This window comes from Azospirillum brasilense, from assembly GCF_022023855.1.
In the GTDB taxonomy this organism is placed as follows: domain Bacteria; phylum Pseudomonadota; class Alphaproteobacteria; order Azospirillales; family Azospirillaceae; genus Azospirillum; species Azospirillum brasilense_F.
This window is the reverse complement of sequence record NZ_CP059451.1, coordinates 170,264-184,334: the sequence shown is the minus strand read 5'-3', so window position 1 is coordinate 184,334 and position 14,071 is coordinate 170,264. Positions and strand designations below refer to the sequence as shown.

15 protein-coding genes and 1 pseudogene are annotated in these 14,071 nt (G+C 66.1%); 15 read left to right on the top strand and 1 reads right to left on the bottom strand.

Annotation, left to right across the window (positions count from 1 at the left end; translation table 11 throughout):
• Nucleotides 1-151: 151 nt before the first annotated feature.
• Nucleotides 152-907 (bottom strand): TetR/AcrR family transcriptional regulator, encoded by a 756-nt coding sequence (locus H1Q64_RS23560; protein WP_237906975.1) that lies wholly within the window; start codon nt 905-907, stop codon nt 152-154.
• Nucleotides 908-1,050: 143 nt separating this feature from the next.
• On the opposite strand from H1Q64_RS23560, the gene H1Q64_RS23555 reads away from it, so the two are divergent.
• The 15 genes and pseudogenes from H1Q64_RS23555 (at nt 1,051) to H1Q64_RS23485 (ending at nt 13,834) form a co-directional block, all read left to right on the top strand.
• The gene (locus H1Q64_RS23555) at nt 1,051-2,193 is read left to right on the top strand and encodes an ABC transporter ATP-binding protein (protein ID WP_237906974.1); all 1,143 of its coding nucleotides are present in this window, start codon (nt 1,051-1,053) and stop codon (nt 2,191-2,193) included.
• A gap of 22 nt (nt 2,194-2,215) precedes the next feature.
• The gene (locus tag H1Q64_RS23550; protein ID WP_137143283.1) at nt 2,216-3,280 is read left to right on the top strand and encodes an ABC transporter substrate-binding protein; all 1,065 of its coding nucleotides are present in this window, start codon (nt 2,216-2,218) and stop codon (nt 3,278-3,280) included.
• Nucleotides 3,277-4,173: an ABC transporter permease gene (locus H1Q64_RS23545; protein ID WP_237906973.1), complete on the top strand. Its 897-nt coding sequence runs from the start codon at nt 3,277-3,279 to the stop codon at nt 4,171-4,173. The genes H1Q64_RS23550 and H1Q64_RS23545 overlap by 4 nt, the downstream gene beginning before the upstream one ends.
• The gene (locus H1Q64_RS23540) at nt 4,170-4,973 is read left to right on the top strand and encodes an ABC transporter permease (RefSeq protein ID WP_237906972.1); all 804 of its coding nucleotides are present in this window, start codon (nt 4,170-4,172) and stop codon (nt 4,971-4,973) included. The genes H1Q64_RS23545 and H1Q64_RS23540 overlap by 4 nt, the downstream gene beginning before the upstream one ends.
• Before the next feature lie 143 nt (nt 4,974-5,116).
• Nucleotides 5,117-6,685, top strand: coding sequence for a class I adenylate-forming enzyme family protein (locus H1Q64_RS23535; RefSeq protein ID WP_237906971.1), 1,569 nt, complete (start codon nt 5,117-5,119; stop codon nt 6,683-6,685).
• Nucleotides 6,686-6,755: 70 nt separating this feature from the next.
• Complete coding sequence (locus H1Q64_RS23530; RefSeq protein WP_237906970.1) at nt 6,756-7,523, top strand: enoyl-CoA hydratase/isomerase family protein; 768 nt, start codon at nt 6,756-6,758, stop codon at nt 7,521-7,523.
• A gap of 210 nt (nt 7,524-7,733) precedes the next feature.
• Nucleotides 7,734-7,919, top strand: a pseudogene (locus tag H1Q64_RS34010) (transposase family protein); the annotation flags it as partial.
• Nucleotides 7,920-8,538: 619 nt separating this feature from the next.
• Nucleotides 8,539-9,258, top strand: coding sequence for a hypothetical protein (locus H1Q64_RS23520; RefSeq protein ID WP_237907206.1), 720 nt, complete (start codon nt 8,539-8,541; stop codon nt 9,256-9,258).
• Between the two features lie 232 nt (nt 9,259-9,490).
• The gene (locus tag H1Q64_RS34005) at nt 9,491-9,568 is read left to right on the top strand and encodes a hypothetical protein (protein WP_330874615.1); all 78 of its coding nucleotides are present in this window, start codon (nt 9,491-9,493) and stop codon (nt 9,566-9,568) included.
• A 279-nt stretch (nt 9,569-9,847) separates the two neighbouring features.
• Nucleotides 9,848-10,327, top strand: a complete 480-nt coding sequence (locus H1Q64_RS23510; RefSeq protein ID WP_237906969.1) for an HMA2 domain-containing protein — start codon at nt 9,848-9,850, stop codon at nt 10,325-10,327.
• A 17-nt stretch (nt 10,328-10,344) separates the two neighbouring features.
• Nucleotides 10,345-10,686, top strand: a complete 342-nt coding sequence (locus tag H1Q64_RS23505; protein WP_237906968.1) for a cation transporter — start codon at nt 10,345-10,347, stop codon at nt 10,684-10,686.
• Nucleotides 10,683-11,042 (top strand): hypothetical protein, encoded by a 360-nt coding sequence (locus H1Q64_RS23500; protein WP_237906967.1) that lies wholly within the window; start codon nt 10,683-10,685, stop codon nt 11,040-11,042. The genes H1Q64_RS23505 and H1Q64_RS23500 overlap by 4 nt, the downstream gene beginning before the upstream one ends.
• Nucleotides 11,039-11,383 carry a hypothetical protein gene (locus H1Q64_RS23495; protein ID WP_237906966.1) on the top strand — a complete coding sequence of 115 codons (345 nt, stop codon included), beginning with the start codon at nt 11,039-11,041 and terminating at the stop codon, nt 11,381-11,383. Before H1Q64_RS23500 ends, H1Q64_RS23495 begins: the two co-directional genes overlap by 4 nt.
• On the top strand, nt 11,376-11,738 hold the full coding sequence (locus H1Q64_RS23490) for a YtxH domain-containing protein (protein WP_237906965.1): 363 nt from the start codon (nt 11,376-11,378) through the stop codon (nt 11,736-11,738). Before H1Q64_RS23495 ends, H1Q64_RS23490 begins: the two co-directional genes overlap by 8 nt.
• Nucleotides 11,735-13,834, top strand: coding sequence for a heavy metal translocating P-type ATPase (locus H1Q64_RS23485; RefSeq protein ID WP_237906964.1), 2,100 nt, complete (start codon nt 11,735-11,737; stop codon nt 13,832-13,834). The genes H1Q64_RS23490 and H1Q64_RS23485 overlap by 4 nt, the downstream gene beginning before the upstream one ends.
• Nucleotides 13,835-14,071 lie beyond the last annotated feature (237 nt).

Sequence of the window (14,071 nt, the reverse complement as noted above, 5' to 3'; positions counted from 1 at the left end):
ATGGATCACTGTGCCGGAATCGACGTCTCGTCGGAACAGAGCAGCGTGTGCGTGGTTCAATCGCCTCGTCTTCGTCATCAGACACCTTCCCGTTCCACTCGGAGCTTAGCTGAGGTGTCCACCGAGCCAGGGTGAATCTGTCCGAACCTTGTCACCCTGATGCGGCGTGGCGGTTAGCGCTTACAGCCGGCTGGATTGGGCCTTCGAACTGCACCATCGCAAGATACCATTGATCGGACAGCGCTTTTGCGAGGCTGTCGGCGGTGGGGAAGGACCGGCACAGCAACGCGTCGCCATGGACGAACCGTTCGCGCAAGCTTTCGATCGTCATCGCGATCAGCAGGCGCAGGACGCCCTCGAACCTGCCGCGTTCCTCCACGCCGAAGGGCTGTCCGCGACGGCGGGCGACAGCGACGATGATGCGGTCGACCCATTCGGAATTCATCCGCTCGCGCATGCGCAACACCTCGGGATTCCGCGTGGCCAGTTCCGAGAACAGGCTGTAGAAGCCTGCGTTCGCCTCATAGGCGCGGCAATAGTCGGTGTTGGCGGTCAAGATCGCCTCGTAGCTGCTTCGTGGCCCCTTCGATACGGTGCGGCGGTGGGTGACATATTCGAAGAACAGGTTGACGAGGACGACGGCGCATTCGTCCATGTCTTTGAAATGATTGTAGAAGGTTCCGCGTGACAGCCCAGCTTCGTCCAGCAGGGCCTCCACCGTCATCAGCTTTCCCCGTGTGGTGCGCAGGTGGCGGGCGACTAGGGAGAGCAGCATGTAGCGCGTCCGCTCCCGCTTTGGGCGCGTCCGCTCCCGGCTCTTGACTGCCAGCACCTCTTCAAAGAAGAGAGGGGGAACGGTTTCATCCCGCTCAGGCCCGCTGCCCTGAATTTTCTCATCCTGCTGCATTTTTATGCCCTCGCTCCCCAACCACCATGGCCCCGACAAAAATGTTCTGCGAACTGACGTTCACAGCTTGACGAAGGCCATTTTTACACATAGCGTCATATTTAGACAATGCGTCATCACTGGGCAGGCCGATGATACCTACGATGGTGGATGTCAATAAACCCTCCAGCGGCACCTTGAACAGGGAAGCTTTTTCGAAAGCGAAGGCGACCGGTGCGACGATCGAGTTCCAATCCGTCCGCAAGGCCTATGGATCGATAACAGCACTGCACGATTTTTCTCTGACCATTCATCCCGGCGAGTTCCTGACGATCCTCGGGTCGAGCGGATCGGGGAAAACGACGGCTCTGAATGCACTTGCGGGTTTCTCCGGGGCGGACTCGGGCGACATCCTCATCGACGGCAAGTCGGTGATCGACGAGCCGCCGGAGCGCCGGAATCTGGGGATGGTGTTCCAGAACTATTCCCTGTTCCCGCACATGACGGTGTTCGACAACATCGCCTTCCCGCTGCGGATGCGCCGCGCCCCGCGTAGTGAGATCAACGAACGGGTGGAGCGGGTCCTGGAGATCGTCCGGCTCGGCGCGCTCGCCAAGCGGATGCCCCGCGATCTCTCCGGTGGACAGCAGCAGCGAGTGGCTTTCGCCCGCGCCATCGTGTTCGAACCGCCCGTCCTGTTGATGGACGAGCCGCTCGGCGCGCTCGATCTCAAGCTGCGCGAAGCGCTGCAGTTCGAGATCAAGGAAATCCAGCATCAGCTCGGCTGCACCGTGGTCTATGTAACTCACGATCAGCGCGAGGCGCTCGCCATGTCGTCGCGCATCGTCGTTCTGCGCGACGGCCGGATCGAGCAGGTCGGCACCCCGTCCGAAATGTACGACGCGCCGAAAAGCCGCTTCGTCGCCGATTTCATCGGCCAGACCAACCTGCTGGCCGCCGATCTGTCGACGGCCGGATCGGTGTCCATTTCCGAACTGGGCGCCGTTTACCGGGATGCGGACTCCCAGGCCCGCCAAGGGGCTTGGTACGCCAGCGTTCGTCCCGAAAAGCTTCAGCGCCGCCCGGCCGAAGGGGCGGACATTGCCGTGGGCGTGACCGTTCAAGAAGCGGTGTTCCTCGGCGACGTGATCGAGTACAGCGCCCGCACCGCCCATGGTGCGCTCATCCACTTCCGGGAACAGAGACGCGACAGGGATCGGATCCCGGAACGCGGCGAGACGATCAGTCTCGTCCTGCGACCCTCCGACGTCGTCCTCGTTCCGGATCTCGCCAAGACCGGTCGCTAAAGAACTGATTGGGAGTGCCGTTATGAAGAAGCTGCTGTGGAGCCTCTCCGTTGGAGCGGCGATTGTCGGCGGTGCCGGCGACGCCGCCCTGGCCCAGTCCGGCAACAAGTCGATCACGATCGCCAATTACGGCGGTGCGTGGGCGGAAACCCTGAACCGCATCTGCATCGAGCCGTTCACCAAGGAGACCGGCATCACCGTCACCCAGGCGGCGACCGAAGACTCCCTTGCCCAGATCCGCGTCCAGCAGACCACCAAGAACATCCTGTGGGACATTGCGCCCACCGAACGTTCGGGCTTGCCGGTCTCGTCCAAGAATGGCTGGCTGGAGCCGATCGACTGGTCGGTGGTCGACCCGGACAACAAGCTCCCGCCGGTTGCCCGCAAACAGTACGCCATCGGCGCAATCGCCTATTCCACCACGATCGGCGTGCGCACCGATAAGCTGCCGGAAGGCAAGAGCTTCGGCGGCTGGAAGGACTTCTGGGACGTCAAGACCTTCCCCGGCCCGCGCACACTGCGCAACTCCCCGGCGGAAAATCTCGAATTCGCCCTGATCGCCGACGGCGTAAAGCCGTCCGAAGTCTATAACGTGCTGCGGTCGCCGGAAGGCGTCGACCGCGCGTTCAGAAAACTCGACGAGATCAAGCCGGCGATCACCGTCTGGTGGACCAGCGGCCAGCAGCCGGTCCAGCTGCTCGCCAGCGGCGAGGTCTTCTACGCGACAGCCTTCAACGGCCGCATCCAGCAGCTTCAAAAGGACAAGCTGCCGGTCAGGATCATCTGGGACGGCGGATCGCTGGACGTCAGCTACTATTCCATCGTGAAGGGCGCCCGCAACGTGGCCGATGCCCAGAAATTCATGAACTACTGCTGGAACACACCGACGCGCTTGGCCGAGATCGCCCGCGCCATGCCCTACTCCTCCTTCAACCCTGACATCTACAAGATCCTCTCGGCCGACGAGGCCAAGGAACTGCCGACCAGCCCGGCGAACCTCGACGTTCAGTTCGCGCTGGATTCCGAATATTGGGCTGAAAACCTCCCGCGCATCCAGAAGCGGTGGGAAGCTTGGCGCCTGCAATGAGCGACGGCGTTGCCATGCCGCGCGATGGGAAAGGGGCGGCGCGCGGCAGGCGCGCGCCTCTCTCCTCCCTCTGGCTGCTTGCCCCAGCGGCCGTGCTGTTCCTCTTCGTGTTCATCCTCCCGGTGGGCGAGGTCGCGTTGTGGAGCGTGCAGGGTGAAGCCGGGCTGTCGGCGGAGAATTACGAGGCGGCACTCGGCGCGGGGCCATACCGGACGATCCTGTTCGGAACCTTGCAGCTTTCCTTCGGCGTGGCCTGCGCCTGCATCCTGGTCGGCTATCCGGCCGCCTATTTCCTCGCATCCCGTCCGCCGCGCAACCGGACCCTGCTGCTCCTCCTCATCCTGACCCCGCTGTGGGTCAGCGTGTTGGTGCGCACCTTCGGCTGGATCGTCGTTCTCGGCCGGGAAGGGCTGGTGAACTCCATGCTGATCGGGATCGGCGCCGTCGACGGGCCGCTCCAGATGCTGTACACGCGCGGAGCCGTCTACATCGCGATGGTTCAGGTCCTGCTGCCGGTCGCCATTCTGGTCATGTTCTCGACCATGACCACCATCAACCGTTCTCTGTTGATGGCGTCCCGGATTTTGGGTGCATCGCCGTGGCGTGGCTTCGTCCACATCTTCCTTCCGCTGAGCGCGGGGGGAGCGGTCAACGCCTGGATGCTCACCTTCGTGCTGGCTCTCGGCTTCTTCATCACCCCGGCGCTGGTCGGCGGTCCGAAGGAGACGATGATCGCGAACCTGATCGCGACGCAGATCACGCTGACCCTCGATTGGGGGTTGGGTTCGGCGCTGGGCATGGTGCTGGTGATCGCGGGCTTCACCGTGGTGGGTGCTATCGCCCTGCTCTTCCGGCGAGCGACGGGGCTGAGCGGCCATGGAGGCTCGCGATGAAACGATCACTTTGGGAAAAGTCCGGGCGCTACCTGCTTCCGGTCTATTTCGTCGGCGTCCTGCTTTACCTGTTGCTGCCGTTGCTGCTGGTCATCCCGATGTCGATCAGCGAAACGCGCTATCTGAAATTCCCGCCGCAAGGCTTCACGTTCCGATGGTATCAGGAGTTCTTCGCGTCCGCCGGCTGGATCGACGCCACCCTGCGCAGCCTGCTGATCGCCGCGGCGAGCGCCATGCTGGCCACCGCCATCGGCACCGCGGCCGCCCTGGTGCTGAGCCGGGAGGGCAGCAAGGCCGCGCGGGTGGCTGGACCGGTCTTCCTGGGTCCGCAGGTGGTGCCGGTCATCATTCTGGCGCTGGGCACCCTGCTGGTCTTCAGCCGCTTCGGCCTTTACGGCTCGCTGTGGGGGGTGGTTCTGGTCCATGCCGTTCTGGCTCTGCCCTTCGTCACCACCACGGTGTCCGGGGCGCTGCGCCAGACCGGCGACACGCTGGCCCGCGCGGCCCGCGTGCTGGGGGCGAAGCCGCATGAGGCCTTCTGGCACGTCACCTTGCCGACGATCCGTCCGGCGGTGATCTCGGCCGGCGTGTTCGCCTTCTTCATCTCCTTCGACGAGCTGGTCATCGCCCTGTTCGTCATGGGGCAGAACGAAACCCTGCCCATGCGTATCTGGGCGGACATGCGTCACGACCTGACGCCGGTCGTGGCCGCCGTCGCCACGCTGCTGATCGTCGTCACCTTTGCCGCCGTCTTCATGAGCGATCTGATCCAACGCCGCGCCAAACGGAGTGCGGGGTAACAGGTCGCCCGATACTGCACGCCGCACCTCCGCATCTCAAAGATGCGCCAGCGCAGTCAACGGCCCTATCACCCGGGGAAAGTGTGATGTTCTCAGATTTTCGCAGGGAAGAGCCTGATGCTCTCGCCCGACGCCTGGAAGCGATGACGCTTCCGGACTCAGTGTATGACCTACTGCTGAATACAGCTACCCGTGTCCCGGCGGCGCCCGCTTGGCGCTTCCTCGACGATGGCGTGGAGCGGAGCTGGGGCGAGGTTCTGGCCAAGGTCGATGTCGCCGCCGCCGCCCTGTCCGCCATCGGCATCGGCCCTGGGGTTCATGTCGCAGTGATGTCGTGGAACCGCGAGGAGTTCCCGATCACTTGGCTGGCGCTGTCGCGTCTCCAGGCGGTGATGGTGCCGGTCAACGCGACCTACACCGCGCGTGAGGTCGAGTATGTCCTGAGGACCTCGCTCGCCACGCACATGGTGCTGGAAGCGGAGTTCCTGCCGCATCTGGACAAGCTGGAAACGGTGAAGCTCGATCCCTCCCGCATCATCGTGATCGGCGATGCGGTGTCGGACCGTCACCGCAACTGGCGGACCCTGATGGACGAGGCCCGTGGCCGTCAGGCTCCGGCGACTCCGCGTGCCATGGACGCCACGCTCAACCTCCAATACACGTCGGGCACGACGGGCTTCTCCAAGGCCTGCATGCTTAGCAACGAGTATTGGCTGTGCCTCGGCATCAGCTCGACTGAGTTCTTCGCCACCGACCTGCACCGCTTCTATGTCGGTTCCAGCTTTTTCTACATGGTGGGGCAGCGCATCCTGCTGAACGCCATAGTCAGCGGCGGCTGCGCCTTCTTCCCGCGCAAGCCGGGCGCCAAGCGTTTCATGCCAGACGTGTCAGCGCTGGAATGCGATTACTGCGCCCTGTTCGAGATGGTCTACAAGCAGCCGCCGCGCCCGGGCGACGCGGACAACAAGCTGAAGATCGCCACGATCTTTGCATTCGGCCCGGAGAGCCATATCGACTTCCAGCGCCGCTTCGACGTGTATGGCCAGGAATTTTACGGCATGACGGAGATTGGCGGCGGCAGCTATGTCCCCGCCCATCGCCTGCCGGAGATGACCGGATCGGGAAGCTGCGGCGTGGCCGCTCCCTTCCGCGAGCTGATGATTGCGGGCGAGGACGGCAAGCCGGTCCCAACCGGCCAAACGGGCGAGCTGTGGGTTCGCGGCCGTGGCATCCTCAAGGGCTATTTCGGCAATGAGGACGCGACGGCAGACGCCTTCACCGACGGATGGTTCCGAACCGGCGACCTTTGCCGCGTGGATTCCGAGGGCTATCACTACATCCTTGGCCGCACCAAGGACATGGTCCGCCGCATGGGCGAGAACATCGCCTCGCGCGAGGTTGAAGTGGTGCTGCGCGCGCTCGACCAGATCCAGGACGCCGCCATCGTGCCGGTGCCCGACGATTACCGCGGCGAGGAGATCAAGGCCTACATCCTGCTGGCCCCCGGTGTGTCCCCGGACACCTGCGCGCCGGAGTTCATCGCCGATCATTGCTCCCGTCATCTCGCCGGGTTCAAGGTCCCCCGCTACTACGAGTACCGCGACAGCTTCCCGCTGACCGACTCCCAACGGGTCCAGAAGAAGCATCTGATCGCCGAGAAGCCCGACCTGCGCGTCGGTGCCTATGACCGGCAGGACAAGATCTGGCGCTGACGCCAACCCCATTCCATCCCCATCGACCCAATCCGAATAGGCCAGCCGGCCTTGAATGAGGACTATTGCCATGCCCGAAATTTCCACGCGGACGGAGGGCGCGATCCGCATCCTGACCATCTCCAACGAGCGCAAGCGGAATGCGTTCGAAGGGTCGATGGCGGCGGACTTCCTCCGCCTCCTGAACGAAGCGGAAAGCGATGACGCGGTGCGCGTGATCGTGGTCACGGGGGCAGGGGACATCGCCTTCTCCAGCGGCCATGACCTGAACGAGATCGCGTCCGGCGCGCACGCCGAAAGCAACCTGGGGGAAGAACCCTTCCTGCGCCCACGCAGCATGCACAAGCCGGTGATCGCGGCGATCAACGGCCATTGCTATGCCGCGGCCCTCATCTTCGCGGTGAACTGCGATCTGCGGGTGGCGAGCACGAATGCGACCTTCGGTTCGCCGGGGGCGCGTCTCGGCATGCTGCCCGAGGGCGGCCAGATCGGCCGTCTGCCGCGCCTGATGACGTCGGCCCGCGCGCTCGAGTTGATGCTGACAGCGAACCCGCTGTCGGCCGACGAGGCCTACCGGACCGGATTTATCAACCGCCTGACTGAAAAGGGCGAGGCTTTGAACGAAGCCCTCGCCCTGGCGCGCGACATCGCCAGGAACTCTCCGTCCGTGGTCGCCGCGATCAAGGCCGGCGTGATCCTGGGTGAACTCGAAGGCGTCGAGGCTGCGGCCATCTATGAAGCGACCGTCGCCCGCCGGCTGGAAAAACAAGCCGATGCCCGTGAAGGTGTCAGCGCCTTCCTGGAAAAGCGCGCTCCTGTGTTCCGTGGCGGTGCATGACGATAGTCTTGGAGGGTGGAAGACAACGGTACCGTCAACTTGTCATCCACCCAGTTGCCTGGGCCAACGGTAACGGGATAGGGGGTGGCATGACAACGCGTCCTGATCCCCTGTAAAGGCCAGGGTTCTTCCGCACTTTGCGTGGTGCCGGTGGCGTCGGACGCTAGAGATGCGCACATGAGATGAACATCGCAACAGCTTCAGTTCACTGTGACCAAGCGCCTCCTCCCCGTGACCCCCGACGGTCTCTGCGTCGAGCATGTTCTGCCGGAGCCGGACCGCATCACTATCTTCGTCCGCCCCCGACGCCCATCAGTTCCGTGCCCGCGCTGCCACGCGCCTTCGTCGCGGGTGCACAGCCGTTATGAGCGCCGGTTGGCCGATCTGCCATGGCAAGGCCGGCCGGTAATTCTTCGCCTCCAGGCACGCCGGTTTCTATGTCGAGAGGCCGGATGCCCGAAGCGCACCTTCGCCGAACGCCTGCCCGGGATCGTGCAACCCTCCGCCCGCCGCTCCGAAGCGCCTCGTCGACATTCAAAGCCACATTGCCCTCGCCCTGGGCGGGGAAGCCGGCGGGCGGCTGGTCGAGCGCCTCGCCATGCCGGTCTCCGCCGACACCCTCCCGCGGCTCGCCACCACGGCGCCGCGCATCGACGCCCCGGCACCTGGGCGCGCCCGTCGTGCGGCGGAGGGATCCTCGCGCCGTACCTCGAGCACCTGGAACACCGCTGGGCCGAGGGTCAGCGAAACGCCACCGCGCTGTGGCGCGAGATCGGCGGCCGGGGGTTCGCCGGCAGCCGATCAACGGTGCGGGCGTGGACCACGAACCGGCGCCGGAGGTCTCCGGATACGCTGGGTGCCGGACCCTCGAAGGCCGACACATGGGGGTCACTACACGAAAGTACGCTTCGACTTTGCGCATTCTGGGACGCTTGTCCTGTCATACGCGGGCGTCGCAATACCGTCGGCGAAAGGTTGTTGGCTGGTCAGCCTCCGACGACGCCACAGGTGCCTCATGGCACACCTCGCCATCCCTCTTCCCCCGGCCTTCGTCGCTTGGCTGTGGCCTTATCTGGTCGCCGTCATGGATGGCGAATTCGCCGCACTGCCCCTGCTCGACGCCGTCAGCCCGCAGATGGTCGCGATCACCCGGCTGCGCCTGGATGCGCGCCTGTTCGATCCGCCACCAGATCCGCCCTTGACCTTGCGGCAGGTAATGAAGGGCGCCCGCCAGCCCAGCTTGCGGGCCCGTCTGACCGATAAGGCTACCGTCTGGCGCCGGGCCGTCCAACCAAGCCGAACCCGGTGGCGCCCCGGCGGCTGGGTCGACTATGCCTCCGGAACGGCGCTGTGGCACCACCAGGGCAAGCCGATCGTGCCCATCCTCTGGGTGATGGTGCGCTATCCCGATGGCCGGCGCGATCCGGAAGCCTTTCTATGCACCGACCTGTCGGTGCCGCCACGTACAGTGCTGGAATGGTTCAACCGCCGCTGGGCGATGGAGACAACCTACGAGGAGAGCCGGGCCCATCTCGGCATCGAAACCCAGCAACAGTGGGCGGATCCGGCGGTGTTCCGCACCGCACCGCCGCTGTTCGGGCTTTACTCGTTGATCACCCTGTCCGTCCATCAGAATGCCAGCCGCCTCGCTCTCTCGCCCCGACGCGCCATCTGGTATCCGAAACCAGCGCCCACATTCGCCGACGCCTTGGTCCGTCTGCGCCAGCACCTGTGATTCGAACAGGCCGCCATGTCGCCCGAAAAGGGCGACATGCTCAGAACGCCGCCGCCCCTCCTTCGACGGCTCGTCGACGTCGCCTGCTACGCGCCGTAACCCCTATCACCCCGCACTGCTGCTGGATTTGTGAACCGGCTCCTAACTGAGACGGCTGTCCCAAAATGCGCAAAGTCGAAGATCACTTTCGTGTAGTGACCCCTGTGCGGGTTTGCTCGCCCTGGCGCTCGCCATGGACCGCCATCACGAGCAGGTTTTCGCCCGCCGCCCTTCCGTCCGGACCAGCCGCCTGCTGGGGTGGACGGGATGACTGGGGCTCGTGCTGTCACTGCCACCCGCGGTGCTGGTGTTGATGCTCCCCCACGCGCCGCGGGCTGCGTTGAGGCTCGGTCCTACGGCGCTGCTCTGCGCTCCGTTCCCTGCACTTCATGGGTGAGGACGCGGTTTTTCCGCAACGCCGCCTTGCGTCCGACGCCTGTACGCGAAGGCGAGGAAATGTTTCACCATTGTGAAAATATGGATATCCTGCACAACCATGGAATGCCCCCGGCCGTGTGGGCGGACCGTGGCCGACGTAGGAGAACGGGCAATGAGCGGACGGACCTCTCCCATCGCATCGGCGGTGCCCGGACGCATCCGCGTGCGCCACCCGCTGCTGCGCCGGACGGACCGCTTCCAGGAGGCGCTGGGCCGCCTGGAGACTCTGGATGCTGTTCGGGTGACCGAGAACAACCCGGCGGTGGGCAGTGTTCTGCTGAGCTACGATCCCGCCGTGTTGATGCCGGATGACGCCCGGTCCCAGGTGGAGGCGCTGCTGTCGGCGGTCCTGCACCCCGCTGAGGCTCCTCCGGTACCGGACGACCCTGCCCCCGTCGCGGAAAGCAAGCCGGCCGCTCCGGAACTGAAATGGCGGATCAACCGCGCGGCCAAGATCGGGATGATGGGCAGCATGGCGGCGACCCTGGCAGCGCTGGGGGTGGGCAAGCGCGTCCATGCCGGCTTCGGCACGCTGTTCGTCGCCTTCATGCTCGTCCACATGACCGTGCAGCGCAAACGCCTGTTCCAATGAAGGATTGTGACCCAAGCATGCCCGACGATTTCCTGAGCCGGCTGGCCGCCGCTCTGACCATCGCGCACCACATTCCGGGCCGGGTGCGGCTGAAGCTCGACGGCGCCGCGGAGCGCAGTCTGGCGGCGCTGGCGGACGACGCCAGGGCGCTGCACCGGGCGCTCACCGGGGCGGAGGGCATCCGCTCCGTCGCGCTGAACCCGCTCGCCCGCTCCTGCACCATCGAATACGACCCCACGGTGATCCCGCCCTCGGCGTGGCCGGATCTGCTGCGGGGGGAAGCCAGCGCGGCGGCGGGGACGCTGCTGCGCATCGCCACCGCCGGGTTTGCCGGCGGTGCGCCGGAAAGGAGACCATGATGCTGCCGCTTCTGACATTCGCGTCCGGCGTGATCGCCGGGGCCATCGGCGTCCGGATGGTGAAAAACGCCAAGGCCAATCCGAAGATCGCTGACCTCAAGTCCGTCGATGTGAAGGCCGCCGCCCGCGAGGGCGCCGGCAAGGCCCAGACCGCGGTGCGCGAGGCCGCCGTCACCGGTCTGCTCGCCATCGAGCGGACCTCCGCCGGTCTGCGCTCCCGCCTCGCCACGCCCGTGGACGCGGCAGCGGAGGAGCCGGTTGAGGAAGCCCCAGCGGATATGGCGCCCGCGAAGGAAGATGTGGAGGAACCGGTGAAGGCCGAGCCGACGCCGTCCGCCGCACCGGGGGCCGCGTGAAACGCGCGAAGCGGCGCGGCAAGGCGCGGGGCTCCGGCACGCTCGCCGCCGACTTCACGCGCGGCATGGTGGCGACCGGCCTGCTGACCGCCGTCCAGGACCGCTGGGTGACGGGCGCCGAGCCCCCCGCGCCGCGCACCATCCTGTGCCACGGCCTGCAGGGCGGTGCGGCGCTGGCCGCCGCCAGCGTCGCCGCCGATGCCCTGCGCAACCGCGACTACGCGCGCCTCGCCCTGGCGGTCGCCGCCGGGGCGGCGGGCGTGGTCATGATCGAACATCTGCTGAATCCGGCGGACGAGCCGCCGCAAGAACTGCCGAAGAACGAGGGCTCCCATGGCTAAGAAGACCAAGAAGGCGTTGAAGAAGCTGAAGAAGCAGCAGCGCCAGTACGAAGCCGCCATGGCCGTCGCCGGCGCCCCCATTGGAGGTGGCATGGGGGCCGGCATGGCGCGGGGGCAGGGGCTTCTCGGCGGGCTGAGCGGTCTTCTCCCGTCGCGCCGGTCCGAGCAGTTCCTGGTCGGGCTCCTGGTCGGGGCGGCGGCGGCCTATGTGCTGTCCGACGAGGAGTTGCGCGGCAAGATCGTGAAGTCCGGCCTGAAGCTGTACGGCAACCTCGCCGGCGGCCTTGCCGAGATGAAGGAGCAGATGGCCGACCTCCAGGCCGAACTGGAGGCGGAACAGGCCGGACCGTTATGAGCGGCCTGCCCTGGTTCCTGCGGCTGGAGCCGGTCCATCGGGTTCCGGGGCGCATCCGGCTGCGCTACGCCTGCCGCCCCGGCGCCCCCGACGACGCGGCGACCCTGCACCGGGTGGTGGAGGCGGTCTCCGGGGTGACGTCGGTTCGGGCGAGCCGCGCCGCGCGATCGCTGGCCGTCCGCTACGATCCGGCGATGACGGACGCCCCGGCGCTGTGCCTCGCGTTGGCCGCCCTGCCGATTCCGGAACCGGCGCCTCCCGCCGCGGCGGCGGAGGAGGGCGGGGAGAATCACGTCGCGACGCTGGTCCGCAGCCTCGCCACGCTGGCCGGCGGCTTCCTGCTGCCCATGCCGCTGCGCCTGCCGCTGTCGCTGGCCGTCGCGATGCCGATGCTGCGCGAGGGCATGGCCATCTACGGGCGGGAGGGCGTCAATTCCCATGTGCTGGAAGCGGCGGCGGTGGCGATCTCCCTGGCGCGGCGGGATTTCACAGCGGCCAACACCACCGTCTTCATGCTGGCGCTTGGCGAGTATATGGAGGAGTCCATCGCCCGCCGGTCGGACGCGCTGCTGAAGCGGCTGCTGCGCCCGTCGAGCGATCAGGTGTGGCTGCTGCGCGACGGCACGGAGGTCCAGGTGTCCGCCGACACCGTCATGGTCGGCGACAGCGTGGTCATCGGCGCCGGGACGGTGATCCCGGTGGACGGCACGGTGCTGAGCGGGGAGGCGACCGTCAACGAGGCCGCCATGACTGGCGAGAGCGCCCCGGTGGTCAAACAGCGCGGCTCCGCCGTCCTGTCCGGCACGCTGATGGAGGAGGGGCGGCTGGTCGTCTACGCCGAGCATGTCGGCAGCCACACCGCCGCCGCCCGCATCGCCGATTACGTCGAACAGTCGCTTTCCGCCAAGAGCGAGGCGCAGCTCGACGCGGCGCGGCTGGCCGACCGGCTGGTGCCCACGGTGCTGAAGCTGGCCGGCGGTTCCTTCCTGATGACCGGCGACTGGCGCAGCGCCGCATCGGTTCTCCAGGCCGACTATTCCTGCGCGCTGAAGCTGGCGACCCCGGTGGCCTTCAAGTCGGCGATGTACGGGGCAGGGCAGGCGGGCATCCTGATCAAGGGCGCCAACGCGCTGGAACGGCTGGCCCAGGCCGACACGGTCATCTTCGACAAGACCGGCACTCTGACCACCGGCGATCTCCAGGTGACCGACTCCATCGCCTTCGACCCGACCTTCAGCCCCGACGACCTGATCTGCCTCGCCGCCTCGGTGGAGGAGCACTATTTCCACCCGCTGGCGATGGCCGTGGTCAACGCCGCCAAGGAGACGCACAACCGCCACTTCGACCATCAGGAGGTGAAGTTCATCGTCGCCCACGGGGTGGCCAGCGTCATCGACGGCAAGCGCATCGTCGTCGGCTCCCGCCATTTCATCGAGGACGACGAGGGCATCGACACCACGGCTCACCGGGAGGCCATCGACGCGCTGCACCGTGACGGCAAGACGCTGCTGTTCATTGGCTTCGGCGGGGTGCTGGCCGGCGTTCTGGCGCTGAAAGACAGCGTGCGCGCGACCAGCGCGGCGACCATCGCGCGGCTGCGGCGCGCCGGGGTGAAGCAGGTGCTGATGCTGACCGGCGACCACCGCGACCGCGCTGCCGAACTGGCCGCGGAACTGCATCTCGACGGCTTTCACGCCGACCTGCTGCCCACCGACAAGGCCCGCATCATCGAGGACCTTAGCCGCGACGGCGCGCGCATCGCCTTCGTCGGCGACGGCATCAACGACGCTCCGGCGCTGGCCGGCGCCCATGTCGGGATCGCCATGCAGAAGGGAGCCGATATCGCCCGGCTGACCGCCGACGTGGCGCTTCTGGAGGATCGGATCGAACGGGTGGCCGATGCCAAGGAGACGGCGAACGCCGCCATGGCGCTGATCGCCCGCAACTACCGCCTGACTGTCGGTCTGAACAGCGCGATCCTCGGCGCCGCCGCGTTGGGTCTGCTGTCTCCGGTGGGCACAGCCGTGCTCCACAACGGAACCACGATCGGGATTCTTCTGAACGCGCTGCGCCGCGCGCCGGTGGCCGTACCTTGAGCCTAGCGCACTGACACTGACATAAAACGCAGTGGGCAGCCGGTACGCGATTCCGTCGGCACGGTCCAGACTGTCGGCCTCATCGTTGGATGAGGATCGTGGAAATTGCTATTTTCCATTTACCTAGGGTGAAGTTCGGATTGATGGTGTGGAATAAGGGGTTGCACGTCGCTGACATGTCAGTTTGGGGCCACTACACGAAAGTGTACAAATTGTCCGGGGTATGAGAACGCGGCA

What these genes read in the sequence shown, in the direction of transcription:
- H1Q64_RS23560 (WP_237906975.1), bottom strand. Translation starts at nt 907, where the DNA reads ATGCAGCAGGATGAGAAAATTCAGGGCAGCGGGCCTGAGCGGGATGAA.
- H1Q64_RS23555 (WP_237906974.1), top strand. Translation starts at nt 1,051, where the DNA reads ATGGTGGATGTCAATAAACCCTCCAGCGGCACCTTGAACAGGGAAGCT.
- H1Q64_RS23550 (WP_137143283.1), top strand. Translation starts at nt 2,216, where the DNA reads ATGAAGAAGCTGCTGTGGAGCCTCTCCGTTGGAGCGGCGATTGTCGGC.
- H1Q64_RS23545 (WP_237906973.1), top strand. Translation starts at nt 3,277, where the DNA reads ATGAGCGACGGCGTTGCCATGCCGCGCGATGGGAAAGGGGCGGCGCGC.
- H1Q64_RS23540 (WP_237906972.1), top strand. Translation starts at nt 4,170, where the DNA reads ATGAAACGATCACTTTGGGAAAAGTCCGGGCGCTACCTGCTTCCGGTC.
- H1Q64_RS23535 (WP_237906971.1), top strand. Translation starts at nt 5,117, where the DNA reads ATGACGCTTCCGGACTCAGTGTATGACCTACTGCTGAATACAGCTACC.
- H1Q64_RS23530 (WP_237906970.1), top strand. Translation starts at nt 6,756, where the DNA reads ATGCCCGAAATTTCCACGCGGACGGAGGGCGCGATCCGCATCCTGACC.
- H1Q64_RS23520 (WP_237907206.1), top strand. Translation starts at nt 8,539, where the DNA reads ATGGCACACCTCGCCATCCCTCTTCCCCCGGCCTTCGTCGCTTGGCTG.
- H1Q64_RS34005 (WP_330874615.1), top strand. Translation starts at nt 9,491, where the DNA reads ATGGACCGCCATCACGAGCAGGTTTTCGCCCGCCGCCCTTCCGTCCGG.
- H1Q64_RS23510 (WP_237906969.1), top strand. Translation starts at nt 9,848, where the DNA reads ATGAGCGGACGGACCTCTCCCATCGCATCGGCGGTGCCCGGACGCATC.
- H1Q64_RS23505 (WP_237906968.1), top strand. Translation starts at nt 10,345, where the DNA reads ATGCCCGACGATTTCCTGAGCCGGCTGGCCGCCGCTCTGACCATCGCG.
- H1Q64_RS23500 (WP_237906967.1), top strand. Translation starts at nt 10,683, where the DNA reads ATGATGCTGCCGCTTCTGACATTCGCGTCCGGCGTGATCGCCGGGGCC.
- H1Q64_RS23490 (WP_237906965.1), top strand. Translation starts at nt 11,376, where the DNA reads ATGGCTAAGAAGACCAAGAAGGCGTTGAAGAAGCTGAAGAAGCAGCAG.
- H1Q64_RS23485 (WP_237906964.1), top strand. Translation starts at nt 11,735, where the DNA reads ATGAGCGGCCTGCCCTGGTTCCTGCGGCTGGAGCCGGTCCATCGGGTT.